At 42.3% G+C, this 14808-nt stretch carries 15 protein-coding genes and 1 pseudogene; 12 read left to right on the top strand and 4 right to left on the bottom strand.

The annotated features are described in order from the left end of the window. Positions 1–560 precede the first annotated feature (560 nt). From E2L07_RS18465 to E2L07_RS18430, 9 genes are all read left to right on the top strand, one after another. Complete coding sequence (locus E2L07_RS18465; RefSeq protein ID WP_053431011.1) at positions 561–2018, top strand: CoA-acylating methylmalonate-semialdehyde dehydrogenase; 1458 nt, start codon at positions 561–563, stop codon at positions 2016–2018. A gap of 65 nt (positions 2019–2083) precedes the next feature. Beyond that, positions 2084–3277, top strand: a complete 1194-nt coding sequence (locus tag E2L07_RS18460; protein ID WP_243854999.1) for an MFS transporter — start codon at positions 2084–2086, stop codon at positions 3275–3277. A gap of 28 nt (positions 3278–3305) precedes the next feature. Beyond that, a complete protein-coding gene (locus E2L07_RS18455) occupies positions 3306–4190 on the top strand; it encodes a sugar phosphate isomerase/epimerase family protein (RefSeq protein WP_010898466.1) in 885 nt (294 codons plus the stop codon). A gap of 493 nt (positions 4191–4683) precedes the next feature. Then, the gene (locus tag E2L07_RS21685) at positions 4684–5319 is read left to right on the top strand and encodes an amidohydrolase family protein (RefSeq protein ID WP_338121506.1); all 636 of its coding nucleotides are present in this window, start codon (positions 4684–4686) and stop codon (positions 5317–5319) included. Further along, positions 5303–5998, top strand: a complete 696-nt coding sequence (locus E2L07_RS21680; RefSeq protein WP_338121507.1) for an amidohydrolase family protein — start codon at positions 5303–5305, stop codon at positions 5996–5998. Before E2L07_RS21685 ends, E2L07_RS21680 begins: the two co-directional genes overlap by 17 nt. A 22-nt stretch (positions 5999–6020) precedes the next feature. Then, complete coding sequence (locus E2L07_RS18445) at positions 6021–7433, top strand: YfcC family protein (protein ID WP_134230295.1); 1413 nt, start codon at positions 6021–6023, stop codon at positions 7431–7433. A gap of 127 nt (positions 7434–7560) precedes the next feature. Continuing rightward, positions 7561–7899 carry a hypothetical protein gene (locus E2L07_RS18440; RefSeq protein WP_010898463.1) on the top strand — a complete coding sequence of 113 codons (339 nt, stop codon included), beginning with the start codon at positions 7561–7563 and terminating at the stop codon, positions 7897–7899. A gap of 437 nt (positions 7900–8336) precedes the next feature. Continuing rightward, the gene (locus E2L07_RS18435; RefSeq protein ID WP_134230294.1) at positions 8337–9443 is read left to right on the top strand and encodes a CotS family spore coat protein; all 1107 of its coding nucleotides are present in this window, start codon (positions 8337–8339) and stop codon (positions 9441–9443) included. Further along, the gene (locus tag E2L07_RS18430) at positions 9443–10960 is read left to right on the top strand and encodes a glycosyltransferase family 4 protein (RefSeq protein ID WP_134230293.1); all 1518 of its coding nucleotides are present in this window, start codon (positions 9443–9445) and stop codon (positions 10958–10960) included. The genes E2L07_RS18435 and E2L07_RS18430 overlap by 1 nt, the downstream gene beginning before the upstream one ends. Positions 10961–11018: 58 nt before the next feature. On the opposite strand, the gene E2L07_RS18425 is transcribed toward E2L07_RS18430, so the two are convergent. Together E2L07_RS18425 and E2L07_RS18420 are read right to left on the bottom strand one after the other, a co-directional pair. Next, complete coding sequence (locus E2L07_RS18425; protein ID WP_134230292.1) at positions 11019–11966, bottom strand: NAD-dependent epimerase/dehydratase family protein; 948 nt, start codon at positions 11964–11966, stop codon at positions 11019–11021. Then, positions 11963–12148, bottom strand: a complete 186-nt coding sequence (locus tag E2L07_RS18420; protein ID WP_041820625.1) for a hypothetical protein — start codon at positions 12146–12148, stop codon at positions 11963–11965. The genes E2L07_RS18425 and E2L07_RS18420 overlap by 4 nt, the downstream gene beginning before the upstream one ends. 190 nt (positions 12149–12338) lie before the next feature. Between E2L07_RS18420 and E2L07_RS18415 the strand changes: the two genes are divergently transcribed. Further along, entirely contained in the window at positions 12339–13160 is an 822-nt protein-coding gene (locus tag E2L07_RS18415; protein ID WP_134230291.1) for a UTP--glucose-1-phosphate uridylyltransferase, read from the top strand. 241 nt (positions 13161–13401) lie between these two features. Continuing rightward, on the top strand, positions 13402–13890 hold the full coding sequence (locus E2L07_RS18410) for an acyl-CoA thioesterase (RefSeq protein ID WP_053431017.1): 489 nt from the start codon (positions 13402–13404) through the stop codon (positions 13888–13890). A gap of 41 nt (positions 13891–13931) precedes the next feature. Here the strand turns inward: E2L07_RS18410 and E2L07_RS18405 are convergent, their stop codons facing one another. Together E2L07_RS18405 and sspO are read right to left on the bottom strand one after the other, a co-directional pair. After that, positions 13932–14069 (bottom strand): small acid-soluble spore protein P, encoded by a 138-nt coding sequence (locus E2L07_RS18405; protein WP_010898457.1) that lies wholly within the window; start codon positions 14067–14069, stop codon positions 13932–13934. 28 nt (positions 14070–14097) lie between these two features. Further along, positions 14098–14259, bottom strand: a complete 162-nt coding sequence (sspO, locus tag E2L07_RS18400) for a small acid-soluble spore protein O (protein ID WP_010898456.1) — start codon at positions 14257–14259, stop codon at positions 14098–14100. Between the two features lie 163 nt (positions 14260–14422). Between sspO and E2L07_RS18395 the strand changes: the two are divergent. After that, positions 14423–14808: pseudogene (locus E2L07_RS18395) on the top strand (DDE-type integrase/transposase/recombinase); the annotation flags it as partial.

The raw sequence follows: 14808 nt of genomic DNA, 5'->3' as shown, positions 1-14808 counted from the left end.
GTAGTTGCTTTAACCATATCAGAAATGGATTCTTTTTTCATTTATTTGATGCATGGACCATTTAGCTCAATACCTTGATAGATAAGCATTATTTGGTTATCAAAGATTTTTTATGAATAATTCAGGTAGACATTCTTATCAATAGAATATTCAGACTACAATCGATTTCATAAAAGTTCAATTATATACTATTCATTTTATAGTATTTTGCTCCTTTTGCAAACAATGAATTCCCTAATTAAAAAAACGATCGTTTAAAAATTAACACACGGTTTCTCCGATGAAAATCTCCAGATGAAAAAAAGAGTGAAAAAGAAACCTAAACAGAAAACGATTTCAAAATGACAAAGGGCTATTAGAAGCAAGTATTGAAAAGGGTTGGCAATTGAAAAAATTAAAAAAATAGCTAAAAAAGCGTTTACAAAATGAGTCGATTCCTTTAGAATGAGACTTAGAAATCCCTATAACAATTGAATGAAATCGATTTCAATTATAGGGACCCCCATTGAGGATCTACATTCTATACATGTCGAAGATCGTAAGAGAGAGGAGTTAGGATAATGGCAAACTTAGCAACAGGTGAGAAGCTAAAAAACTTTATCGGTGGTCAATGGGTGGAATCTGATTCAGGTAAAACTGAAGCAGTCCCCAATCCTGCCACAGGAGAAATCTTAGCCCACGTTCCTATTTCAAATCGAGAGGATTTAGATCGTGCAGTATCAGTGGCCAAGGAAGCCTTTAAAACGTGGGGGAAAACGCCAGTCCCAAGACGAGCGAGGGTTTTGTTTAAGTATCAACAATTGCTTGTAGAAAATTGGGAAGAGCTGGCGCGTCTCGTCACACTAGAAAACGGAAAAAGCTACAAGGAAGCATACGGAGAAGTACAGCGTGGAATTGAATGCGTGGAGTTTGCGGCTGGGGCTCCTTCGTTAATGATGGGGAAACAGCTCCCGGATATTGCCACGAACATTGAGTCTGGAATGTATCGTTACCCAATCGGCGTCGTTGGCGGAATTACACCATTTAACTTTCCAATGATGGTCCCGTGCTGGATGTTCCCGTTAGCGATTGCCTGCGGAAATACATTCGTCTTGAAGCCATCTGAGCGCACGCCACTACTTGCCAATCGTTTAGCCGAACTATTTACAGAAGCGGGTTTGCCTGAAGGTGTACTGAACATTGTACACGGGGCTCATGATGTCGTAAACGGTTTGCTTGAACATCCTGATGTGAAAGCGATATCGTTTGTAGGTTCTCAACCTGTGGCTGAATATGTATACAAAACCGCTTCACAACATGGTAAGCGAGTACAGGCGCTTGCAGGGGCGAAAAATCATTCGATCGTCATGCCAGATGCCGATTTGGATGGGGCCGTGAATCAAATCGTGAATGCGGCTTACGGATCAGCAGGAGAAAGATGTATGGCAGCAGCTGTTGTCGTTGCAGTCGGTGAGGTAGCTGAGCCGTTAATGGAAAAATTACAGAAAGCAGTTAATGAGATTACGATTGGTAACGGCTTAGACGATGACGTTTTCCTCGGACCGGTCATTCGTGAATCTCATAAACAAAAGACAGAAAACTATATTGAGCTTGGAGAGAAAGAAGGAGCAACACTTGTGCGGGACGGTCGTAAAGACAATGTGTCAAAAGACGGATATTTCCTCGGGCCAACACTATTTGACAATGTGACGACGGAGATGACGATCTGGAAGGAAGAAATCTTTGCTCCTGTTTTATCGGTCGTTCGTGTGGAAAGCCTGGACGAAGCGATTCAGCTAACAAATCAATCTGAATTTGCTAACGGTGCGTGCCTTTACACGACTAACGGCAGCTCTGTTCGAAAATTCCGTGAAGAAATCGATGCAGGTATGCTCGGAATCAACTTAGGCGTTCCGGCGCCGATGGCCTTTTTCCCATTCTCAGGTTGGAAAAACTCGTTCTACGGCGATCTGCATGCGAACGGTACGGATGGTGTGGAATTCTATACACGCAAGAAAATGGTAACGGCTCGTTGGTAATCTGGTAAGCAGGTGCCATGACTGTTCATAGCACCTTTGTCTAGCCGTTTAGGTGGAGTGATGATTTGGTCGGTTCTGCATTTACTCGAAATAAGGTGATTTTTTATAGCGTTTCGTTCTTCCTTTGGTTTTCCCATTTTGTGTATTTGCCGATCTTGTCACCGTACATCGAATTTCTCGGTGGAAAATATGTCTACATTGGACTTGTGTTAAGTAGCTATGGCTTTATGCAGTTCGTTTGCCGCTTGCCCATTGGCATTGTATCGGACCTGCTAAAACGAAGAAAGCCATTTATCATTTTTGGAATGGGCACAAGTGCCGCGAGTTGTTTTCTCTTCGCCTTAACGGAGCATTTAGGCCTCGTCCTCCTTGCTAGAGCGTTAGCAGGGGTCGCTGCAGCAACGTGGGTTGTGTTTACTGTTTTATTTTCAAGTTACTATACGGATTCTCGTGTCCACGAAGCGATGAGTAGCATTTCCTTTATCGTCGTACTCGCACAGCTTCTCGGAATGATCGTAAGCGGTTTCTTAGTGGATTCTCTCGGGTGGCATGCTCCATTTTGGATTGGGGGACTACTTAGCTTACTAGGGGCTACACTCGCACTGCTCATCTATGAACCGAACGTAAAGGCTGGAGCCCCTGTTCAGCTAGGTGATCTGTCTTCCGTGATCCGAGAGCCTCTTCTCTTAAAGGTGTCGTTCTTATCGATCATTGCCCATAGCATTATTTTTACAACCATGTTTGGCTTTCTCCCGACATATGCGACCCGTATCGGGCTAAACACACAGGAACTAAGCTTCATCGTCTTTGCTTTTATGATACCCCATGCCATTGGAACCCTTTTTTTAGGGAATGTAATTGTCCCGCGTCTTGGAAAATGGAACGCATTAAACGTTGCATTTCTCGGTACGGTGGTGTTTACACTCTTGACACCGATGATCGACACGAAGGTACCGCTAATGGTCGTTCAAGGGTTCAATGGATTCTTCTTAGGAATTCTTTTCCCGCTCCTTTTAGGAATGTCGATCGAATCCATTGCTCGTGAAAAAAGGGCGACAGCGATGGGAGTGTATCAAGCGTTGTATGCTGTCGGGATGTTTACTGGCCCTTTCCTTGCAGGTATCTTAAGTGCAAGTCTTGGCCTTGCAGTCGGTTTTTACTTTTGTGCAGGATTAGCGCTGTTGGCTAGCATCCTTGTATTTGTTTGGAAACGAAACGAAGAAGGGCAGTCTATCGAACGTTTTGACGTGAGTGGCTAACCAATAATATTTATTGGAGGTTTTACGTATGAAAATTGCATTAGATCCGTATATGTATCGTCACTTGCCGATTCCGAAAATGGTCGATAAAGTAGCCGAGTTAGGCTATAACTATATTGAACTATCACCACGCGATGATTTCATGCCATTTTACAAATACCCACGGGTCGATAAAGCGCGGATTAAAGAATTCAAAAAGGCTTTGAGTGATACTGGTGTTCAGCTTTCTTCCCTTTTACCGATGCAGCATTGGGCTGGTCCTGATGAGGAAGATCGGGAAGCGGCGGTGCGCAACTGGAAGCGAGTGATTGAAATCGCTGTTGAGATGGATGTTCAAGTGTTGAATACAGAATTTACGGGTCATAATGATAAACCGTACAAATGTGAGCAAATGTTTATGCGTTCAATGGAAGAGTTAATTCCACTGTTCGAAAAAGAAGGTTTAGAGATTCATATTCAAGCCCATCCATTCGATTTTATTGAGCGTAATAATGATGCGGTCGATCTCATTCGAGGTTTCGATAAAGATTGGCTCGGCTACTTTTATGCGGTCCCTCATACATTCTTTTACGATGACGGTAAAGGGGATATAGCGGCGATGCTAGACTATGCTGGCGATAAGCTAAAGCATATCAATATTGCTGATACGTACAATCATAAAGCATCGTCATGCTTGCGCTATGTCGTGAACCCACCGGGAGTTCATGCAACCGTGCACCAGCATTTAGATATTGGCAAAGGGGATATTGATTGGGATGTACTGTTTTCAAAGCTTCGGGAACTAAAATTTGACGGCATTGTCACAGCGGCAGTATTCGGTGAGGAGCACCGTGCCGACGAATCGAGCCGCTTTATGCTCAAGCGTATTACGGAGGAGCTAGTCGATAAAAATGTAGGTGTCGTAGTTGAATAAAATAAGAGGCTGAGACCAATCTAGCCAAACGTAAGAAAAAAGGTTTGGATCATCAAAATAAAATGATCCGAACCTTTTTCTGTTGAACTAGGCCCATATCCTTGAGCTAGCCACATGCATACATTCAAGCTGTCCTTTTAAGGCGCCCTGAAAAATCCCCTTTTAATTCTCTTCCATCATGATAGGACAGTAAACCGAGTTTGTCTCATAACAAACGTTGAGATGAAAAAGTTTGTCATAAAGCCTAACAGCAAATCTCCCTAGGGAGAACGGTGACGATAAGATGAAAAAATCAATGGATAGCTGCTTATATTTTGAATTTCAGCGGAATCACCCAACGATTCGTTCGTAGATGATAACTAAATAAATCGATGAATTTTAGAGAAAGTAGCTAATGCCTAGAGCTACTTTTCTTTTTATACTATCAGAAAATATAAAACTTTTGCTTATCTTAACATGCTCAGAAAACTTATGAATGCAGGAGCGAATCAATATGAAGCGATTTGATTTAATCATTCGATCGTCTACGGTTGTCACGGAAACAACGACTTATCGAGCTGATGTTGCGATTCGCAACGGGATTGTGTCAGCCATTACCGAGCCTGGATCCATTTCAGGCGATGATGGCCCGGCAATCGACGGGACGGGTCTACACCTTTTTCCTGGCATGGTTGATGTCCACGTTCACTTTAATGAGCCTAGGAGAACGGAGTGGGAAGGGTTTGCATCTGGTAGTAAAAGCTTGGCGGCTGGAGGGGTCACCACGTATTTCGATATGCCGTTAAACAGCAATCCGCCAACAATTACGAGAGAGGAGTTAGACAAAAAGCGTCAATTAGCTAATGAAAAGTCTCTTGTAGACTATCGGTTTTGGGGCGGACTCGTGCCGGGAAATATCGATCATCTTCAGGACTTACACGACGGTGGTGTCATAGGCTTTAAAGCTTTTATGTCCGAGTGTGGCACGGATGATTTTCAGTTCTCGCATGATGAAACCTTACTGAAAGGCATGAAGAAGATTGCAGCGCTCGGCTCCATTTTGGCTGTTCATGCCGAATCAAACGAAATGGAACGCGTTGACGACCATTGCAATAGAGGAACAGCGGTTGACAGTGAAAGATTACAGTGAAGCTCGTCCGATCGTCTCAGAGCTTGAGGCAGTCGAGCGGATCTTGCGGTTCGCTCAGCTCACTTGCTGTCCGCTCCATATTTGTCATGTAAGTAGTCGAAAGGTTCTAAAAAGAATTAAACAAGCGAAGGGGGAAGGGGTAAACGTTTCGGTGGAAACGTGCCCACACTACTTGTTGTTTTCGCTTGATGAATTTGCTGAAATTGGCTATCTAGCCAAATGTGCTCCTCCGTTACGAGAGCGACAAGAAGTAGAAGATTTATGGGATGGACTAATGGCAGGAGAAATCGATCTAATTAGTTCAGACCATTCCCCATCGCTACCTCAAATGAAAACAGGCAAAACGATTTTTGAGGTGTGGGGCGGTATTGCCGGATGTCAGAATACATTGGCTGTCATGCTGACTGAAGGCTACCATAAACGAAAAATGCCATTGACACAAATTGTGCAACTACTATCGACAGAGCCAGCAAAGCGATTCGGACTCTATCCGCAAAAAGGAACGATTCAAGTAGGGGCCGAAGCCAGCTTTACGCTTATAGATTTAAATGAATCATATACGCTAGACGCAAGTGATTTGTATTATCGCCATCCGATCAGTCCGTATGTTGGTCAACGCTTTAGAGGGAAGGTAAAGCATACAATCTGCCAAGGTAAGCATGTTTACCAAGATCATTGAGTGAGAAAAGGGAGGAAGAGACATGTCTATTAACGTATCGATCGGAAAAGCGAGTAAACGCCAGACGAAAAAATTTACGTTTCCTCATATTTATGTCATCTTGTTTGCGTTTGTCACCATGATGGCTATCGCCTCTTTGTTCGTACCAGCAGGAGAATACGAACGAGTCGAAGGACCGATGGGAAGAATGATGATTAATCCAGAGGTGTTTTCTTTTATTGAAGGAGAACAAATAGGTATTATGGGTTTCTTAACAGCGATTCCTAATGGAATGGTAGGAGCCGCACCTGTAGTCTTTTTCACGTTTATGATTGGTGGAACGTTCATGGTGCTCAATCGAACAGGAGTTATTGCCTACGGTGTTGATCGGCTAACGAGAACGTTTATGAAACAAAAGGTGATGGTTATTCCAGTTCTCGTCGTCACCTTTTCCATGATTACTGCGTTTATCGGGACACCGGAACTGAGTTTAGTCTATGTGCCGATTTTAATTCCTTTAATGATCAAGCTTGGATACAATCGGATGTTAGCTACAGGGGTCGCCCTCACGTCGACGACAGGAGGTTTTTTAGCTGCTCTGACGAATCCAGGGACTGTCGGCTTGTCTCAGCAAATTGCGGAATTGCCCATTTATTCAGGGATCGGCTTTCGTTTAATGGTTTTAGCAACGATTGTGCTATCAAGTGTGCTATTTTTAATGCTTTATGCAAAAAAGCTAGAGAAACACCCAGAACAAATGGAATATAAGGAATTAGTAAGTGATGAAAAAGAAATAACATATGAGATAGGCTCCCGCGGGAAAGTAGCTGGCTTCATTGTCATACTTATGTTCACCGGAATGATTTACGGTGTTTTGAACTTCCAATGGGACTTTATCGGACTTGCCGGTTATTTTTTAGCGATGGGGATCATTGTCGGTCTTGTGGCCGGGCTAAATGGAAATCAAATTAGTGATGCGTTTAATCAAGGCTTTCAACACGTATTAATGGGTGCGATGATCATTGGAATTGCACGCGGGGTCTCGATCATTATGGAACAGACACAAATGATTGATACGATCATTTATGGGCTTTCTCATGCTGTCAGTAGCTTGCCATCCTCTATTACAGTATTAGGGATGCTTGTGACGCAAGGGCTGTTTAACTTTTTCGTTCCATCTGGGAGCGGACAAGCCTTAATTACGATGCCGATCATGATTCCGTTAGCTGATCTTGTTGGAACGACAAGGCAAACTGCCATTCTTGCCTTTCAAATCGGGGACGGGCTATCTAATATTATCTTTCCAACGTCAGGGTATTTTGTTGCGACATTGGCAGCGGCTAAAGTGTCCTACGGAAAATGGGTAAAATTTATTTTCCCATTACTTATAGCTTGGTTTACGATCGGCTGCTTTTACTTAGTCATCGCCCATGCGATTAATTGGGGTCCATTTTAATAATTGGTTAGGCCAAAAATCATTGAACGGACTCAAGGAAAGAAAGATATATTCTCTTCTCCTTTTCATATATAATGGAAGAAGGAGAGATCCATTTCCTTTATATTCACCGAAAAGAGGTGGTCCCTTGGTTCGTTCTGTCTATTATTACGCGGTGATGTTTATCACGCTCGTCATGATGATTGGCGGCGCTGTCGCAGCGGCCATGAACATGACAGATCTCGTGGCGCCAACCCCGTATTACATGAGTTTTCACGACTACAAAATGGTGAATCAAGAGCGAGAAGGCGAAGTAGAAAAAACAGATGCCCAGCTTATGGAAGAATATGAGTTAGAACAGGAACGAGAAAAAGCGCTGGAGCGTCAGCGCGCAATTAACAGTTTGTTGAAAAACGCTGCGTGGATCGTCATTCCGTTGCCATTTTTCGTGATTGCCAGAAGACGGGCTAGCCGGAGAGACGAATAAATCAAATATAGGAGCTGTCCCAAAAGCACCATGATCATTAAATCGGGTGAACCACATCAAACGGTTCACCCGATTTTTGTGTTAGTGTGTTTTTTGCTTTCTTTAAGCAACGATCCCGCCGATCGTTTCCTTAAAATTGGGACGAAAGCTACGTGCTCGATGTGGCCATTTTCTTGTCGCGCGAGATGCAGCCTTCAGAAGCTGAGGTTCGAACGGTTAAACGGTAGTTCTCAGTAAGCGATGCTTTTTAGTGGCTCGTGGTTGCTCATCTCTAAACATTTTGTCTATGAAAAAAAACGAGAGAGCTTTTAAATGAGGCTGCATTGATTTGTTTTACGTTTTGCCTGTACCTTTTCAATTATTCCAAGACAGAAGCCCACTCTTAAGAGGAAGTTGGGAATATGTTGGTTATTAGACGTTTGTAAGGAGGTAAAAAAATGGAGCAGGAACGACCACAAATTATTACTCCATGGGATCTTGATGGTACATTAGGTGAAAATTATGTACCGGATTATATTCATGAGATGGCGCAAGACGTTCTAACACACTATGAATTTCAAGCCAACGGATTAGAAGTGATTACAACAAAGGCGGATAAGGGGGGGTTGATTTGGAAAATGGAAACCGATCAGGGGCCGAAAAGCTTGAAAATTCTCCATCGTCGCCCTTCAAGAAGCTGGTTCAGTCTAGGAGCTCAAGAATATTTAGTAAAAGAGAAACAAGCTCGAGTGCCCGAAATCATACGGACGAAAACAGGAGAACTCGCAGTTGAAAAAGGAGAGAAGCTTTGGTTTGTAGCAGAATGGATTGAGCCTCTTTTTCAAGTTACAAAAGACCTAGAAGGCGCTAAGCAACTATGTCATGCAATTGGGGAGTTTCATCAATTATCGAAAGGCTACGTTCCTCCCGATCGAGCAGAGACGGCATCACGCATTTACCGCTGGCCTAAAACGTATCAAAAGATCGTGAAAAAAATGACATGGTTTAAAAACATTGCGAACCTTTATCCTGAGCTAGCAGCAAGTCAACTGATTTTACAAGTAATTGATCGTTTTGAAGCGCAAGCGATTGATGCCTTACAGCGATTAGAGCAGTCATCGTATCACGAAATGAGTGCGAAAGGGAATGAAGCGTGGGGTCTCGCCCATCAAGATTACGGATGGTCTAATGGTCAAATGGGTCCAAACGGCATGTGGATCATCGATTTAGATGGGGTTTCCTATGATTTACCAATTCGTGATTTACAAAAGCTCATAACTGGAACGATGGATGATCTAGGGGGTTGGGACATTAGCTGGGTGAAAGAAATGATGACGGCTTATCATGAAGCTCATCCGATTGATGATCAATTATATGAACTATTGTTAATCGATTTGTCATTACCAAATTTATTTTATAAAAATGCGAAAGAACTCGTGTACGATCCTGAACTTGTCATGAACCAAGAATTTGAGACTATGATTAATCGAATCGTTGCAATTGATGAAACAAAGTGGCCAGTAATAGAGGAATTAAAAGCATTTCGAGTAGGAGGAAGTGAATAATGAAGGTTTTGATCATTTGTACGGAAAAATTACCTGTTCCCGCTATTAGAGGTGGCGCCATTCAAACATATATTTCTGGTGCACTCCCAGCACTTAAAAACAAACATGATCTTACGGTGTTAAGTGTATCAGATCCGGATTTACCAGATGAAGAGGTCGTTGATAACGTTCGTTACGTGAGAGTACCAGGAAAGCTCTTGCATATCTATCAGAAAAATGTGGCAGAGTACCTTTCTTCTGCTCCAACTTTTGAATTGATTCACATCTTTAACCGCCCCAGATTAGTCCGCCCCGTACGCGAAGCTGCACCGAAGGCAAGAATTGTTTTAAGCATGCACAATGATATGTTTAAACGAGAAAAGATCACTCCTGAAGAGGCAGCCTATGCGATTGAACAAGTGGATAAAATTATTACAATTAGCCAATACATTGGGGAAACGATTAAACAACCTTTTCCTCAAGCTGAACCCAAACTACAAACGATTTATTCTGGTGTCGATTTAGATCGGTTTGTCCCCATTTATTCGCAGAAAGCGCGTTCGATTCGTGATCAGCTTCGTCAAGAACATCAACTTGAAGGTAAGAAGGTGATATTATTTTCAGGGCGTCTATCAGCTAACAAAGGGGCAGATGTTCTCGTTAGGGCGATGCATGAACTAGGGAAATCTTTTTCGAATGTAGCCCTTGTGTTGATGGGGAGTAAGTGGTTTAGTGACGACGGGGTCACTGACTATGTTGCGTATGTCCGATCACTTGCCAACAGATCTCCAATCCCGGTCGTGACCACTGGATTTGTCAACCCAATGGATATCCATAAGTGGTATGCTGCAGCTGATCTGTTTGTTTGCCCGTCTCAATGGCAAGAGCCACTTGCGCGCGTACACTATGAAGCGATGGCCTCTGGGCTTCCGATTGTAACGACAGCAAGAGGGGGAAATCCTGAAGTCATCGAGCAAAATAAAAATGGCCTTGTAGTAGAAGATGTGGAAAATCCTACTGCTTTTGCTCAAGAACTTAGTAAGCTTTTAGCGGACCCACAGCTATGTCTCGAAATGGGGCGTTATGGTCGCCAATTAGCGGAGGAAAAATACTCATGGGATCGTGTCGTTCGTGACATCGAGCAAGTATGGAATGAGATCCAACAGCTTATCCATCAAGATATTCCAATTGGAAAGCTTATAAAAGATGGAACCACCGCCCCACTAGAAGATCAGGAGACTGCTCTAGATCAAGTGGGCTGGATCAGTGATCTTTCGCAGGATGAACCAGTAGAGAATGAAGAAATTCAAGTCATATTAGAAGAGTTGGCAGAGTTAGAAGGTGTGCTAAAAGGCATTAGAGACCGAAAAGAGGAAAAAGAAGATACACGTTTGAAAGAGGAAAAAGAAGAAAAAGAAGAAAAAGAAGGTGCCCTTGCAGAAGAGGAGACTATTGCTGAAAAGGTCAGCATCAATAAGGTTAACATTTATGATAATAATCCACCTTCACCACCGTGGTTAAATCCGCTCGTTCTTTAAAAAGAAAACGTCCACACTTTCTTATGCTTGTGGACGTTTTTAACCACCCACACTTGATCTAATCGATCTGATATAGATCCAACAAATCGTCCACTTCTTTTTCTATTCCTTGTAATAAAGGAACGTTGGGAGAGTAGCGCAAAAGCTTTTCCGCTTTTGAAATATCAGCCCAAGTGGACATCGGTTCACCAAAAGGTTTTTCTAAAAATTGAAGCTTGGCATCTTTTTGAAAAATGGATTCAAGCATAGAAATGATCTGTAAAACGGTTGCTCGCTCTTTACCGCCTATATTGATCGTTTCACCGATGACATCCGCATGGAGTACGGCACACGTTGCAGCGATACAATCATCAATATACGTAAAATCCCGTGATTGATTACCATCTCCAAAAATAGGAATCGGTTGATTGTCTATTATCGCTTTTATAAAGCGGTGAAAAGCCATATCTTGACGCTGTCTAGGACCGTATACGGTAAAATAGCGTAAAATGACCGTCGGGATAGAAAAATTCCTGTAATAGACGTTGCATAAGTGTTCACCTGTTAATTTAGACACACCGTATGGAGAGAGAGGAGTGGGAGGTGCTTTTTCACCTACTTTCCCGTTTTTTTGCCCATACACCGACGAAGTTGAGATATAAATAAACTTTTCGAGTGAATGACGACGACACGCTTCTAATAGTTGTTGAGTGGCTACTATATTATGAGTGACATACTTTTTGAAGTCTGTCCCCCAGCTCGATCGTACCCCAGGTATGCCGGCCAAGTGGTAAATCACATCGACCTGGTCAACCAATGGTTCTAAGTCGATCGTTAATAAATCTTGTTTGAGTAAAGTAAAGCGAGGATGTTTTAGTAAATTTCGAACATTGCGTTCCTTAACTTTACACAAAGAGGAATCAATATGTCCGTCAACCCCAACAACAGACACCTTTTCGTTCATAAGCAATTGTTCACAGAGGTGGGAGCCAATGAATCCGGCGGCACCAGTAACAAGAATTCTCATAGTTGGTTCACCACCCAATACGTAAACCTTTCACTTTTAACTCGTTTTATGTGAAACTCTCTCATCTTTTTACTAGGCTTTCTTAATTGGAAGATACATGCAGACGGTTGCTGATTGAACTCTGCAAGCAAGGTGGCAATTGTTATCTCACCCCAATTTGTATCGTTCATTGAAATGTTCATTGCAATTCATTTCCTCCTTTTAAACAAAGCGGCGGTTACAAATGGACTTTCAATAGTGTATGACCTGAAAAAAACAAGGTATCCGCGTATAAACAGATGATGGGAAAATAGGTTAATGACGTATGAAGCCACTAAATTTAACAAAGACAACCAGAGGGGAATAGTGTAGTAAAAAAGGGATGAGAACCTAATGGAAATTAAAAAAGCGATTATTCCAGCAGCTGGATATGGAACTAGATGTCTTCCGATTACTAAAGTCGTTCCGAAAGAGATGTTCCCTATTAATGGTAAAGCAGCTCTCCATTACATTGTGGAAGAAGCTGTTGCAGCCGGAATTGAAGAAATTCTCATCATTCTTTCGAGAAATCGCACGTTGATTATGGATTACTTTGATCGGTCCATTGAATTGGAAACATTTCTGAAAAAAATGAATAAGCAGCATCTCCTAGAAAAGTTAGCTCTTCCTGATGTAACCATCCAATTTATTCGTCAACCTCATGCCAACGGATTAGGGGATGCCATTCGATTAGGAGAACGATTTGTCAATGGAGAACCCTTTGCTGTTTTGTTACCAGATGATTTGTTTATTTCTCCAAAACACACGTCCGTATTAGCAGAACTAGTGAACGTTTATAAGCAATACAATAAAAGTATTATTGGGCTCCAAGAGGTCGAGTCGGAACTATTAAAGCGATATGGAGTCATTGCTGGTCATCCACTGTCAAGTGATGAATATAAAATAGAGAATGTGGTAGAAAAACCACAGACAAATCCTCCGTCTAACTTAGCCATTGTTGGACGGTATATATTTGAACCCGCCATCTTCCAAAAGCTAAAAAATATAGGGATTGGCAAAGGGGGAGAAGTACAATTAACGGACGCAATAAAGGCTTTGCTTATTTCGCATACCGTTATAGGAAAAATCATCGAAGGGTGTCGTTATGACATCGGTATTGAGGAAGACTACCAACGTTTAATACAAGAGTTTAGCGAAAAGAAAAGCTCTACGTAAGAGGCTCTTTTCTGATAAGAATTGCATCTTTAGCAAGCATCCCCTACAATAGGGGAGGAGCCATCACAGGTCGTCACAAGAGATCCATTAGCAGAGTTCATCTTGCGAAAGAGAAAATCGACGAGTGTCCGGTGTAGCACCGCAATCGGTGCTTTTTTTGTGGTTATAAAAAACCAATATCTCTTACATAAGACATGACTTGTTCATTTTGTGACATGATAATCGAGAGGAGGAGATCCTGATGAAGGAAGGAAAACGTCCAAGTGAATCGCTTACGGTGATGACTGATATTGTGTTACCACCAGATACGAACTACCATGGAACGATCTTCGGTGGAAATGTCATGGCCTACGTGGATAAAGTGGCGAGTATTGCTGCGATGCGCCATTGTCGCAAGCAAGTAGTCACAGCATCGAGCGACAGCCTTGATTTCATTTCCCCTATTCGTACAGGAGAAGCGATTTGTCTTGAGGGCATTGTGACGTATACGAGAAAAACATCGATGGAAGTGTTCGTCAGAGTTGAAGCGGAGGACTTGTTAACAGGTGAACGGCGTTTAACGGCTACATCCTATTTAACGTTTGTTGCATTAGATCCAGACGGTAAACCGGCGGAAATTCCTCCTGTCGTGCCAACAACAGAAGAGGAAAAATGGCACTACGAAGGAGCAAAAGAGCGCTATGAGATTCGCCAACGGCGCCGCCAAATGCAAAAAAATCATCAACGTTAGCAAAAAGGGACTAAGACCGAATCGGTCCAGTCCCTTCATTCTCAGCCTTCCCCGTTTGTTTGGCTGACATGATTTCGTTTTTTCACTTTTTTTGACCCTGATAAAGGTTCAGGCTGTCCAGGGTTCTCGCCTTTCGGTGCATTTTTACGAATGTCTTTTGCTGTATGTCGCTCGGTCATTTCACTCTTCCCTCCTATTTCAAATAAGCTATTGGTTCTTTTTTCGCTTTTTATTGTTTTGCCTCTGAGCTTGATTGAGCGGCTCTTGTCCTATTTCCGCGTGAAATTGAGATGTTAAGCCCGCATCCTTCCCTTGAGCTTTAGCTGCGTTCATTCCAGGACGGGAATGGTTTGCTTTTTTACGTACCATCATTTCACCTCCTACAGATAGTGCGTATTGTCAAAACTTTATATAAAAATAGGTTATTAAATCCTATGTTAGAGGGCTTTATAAGCAAAAAAATTGCCACCCCCTGATTTCTGTAGATAATTGAGGTTACCATAGACCCAATTCCAGAAAAGGAAGTGACAATTTGTACCCTCAAATTATAACCTATTTATTAACTTTTATAAACTATCAAGAACAAATTATTCGAACTTTGCTTACTCTATTGATTGGAAAAAGCATGTTCGATAAACCCAAAGAAGCTCCTGTTAATCAGCCTTATCGAAAGCTTCAAATTGATGATTTACCTATCATTGAAAAGGTAGAAAAGCTCGATTATCAGCTTTTATTAACGGAATATCTTCAATCAAAAGGAAAACCGTTAAAACCAGTACGCCGTCGAGCCAATTCTACGCCCGTACCTTCTGCATTGTGTTGTCCTAAGTGTGGTGCTCCTTCTGCGTATTTGTACGCAAACAACGGAGGAAAAGGACAATATCAATGTAAGGTGTGTGCGTGTGTTTTCAATAAAAA

This window comes from Halalkalibacterium halodurans, from assembly GCF_004376175.1.
In the GTDB taxonomy this organism is placed as follows: Bacteria; Bacillota; Bacilli; order Bacillales; family Bacillaceae_D; genus Halalkalibacterium; species Halalkalibacterium halodurans.
This window is presented reverse-complemented; position numbering and strand designations above follow the sequence as displayed.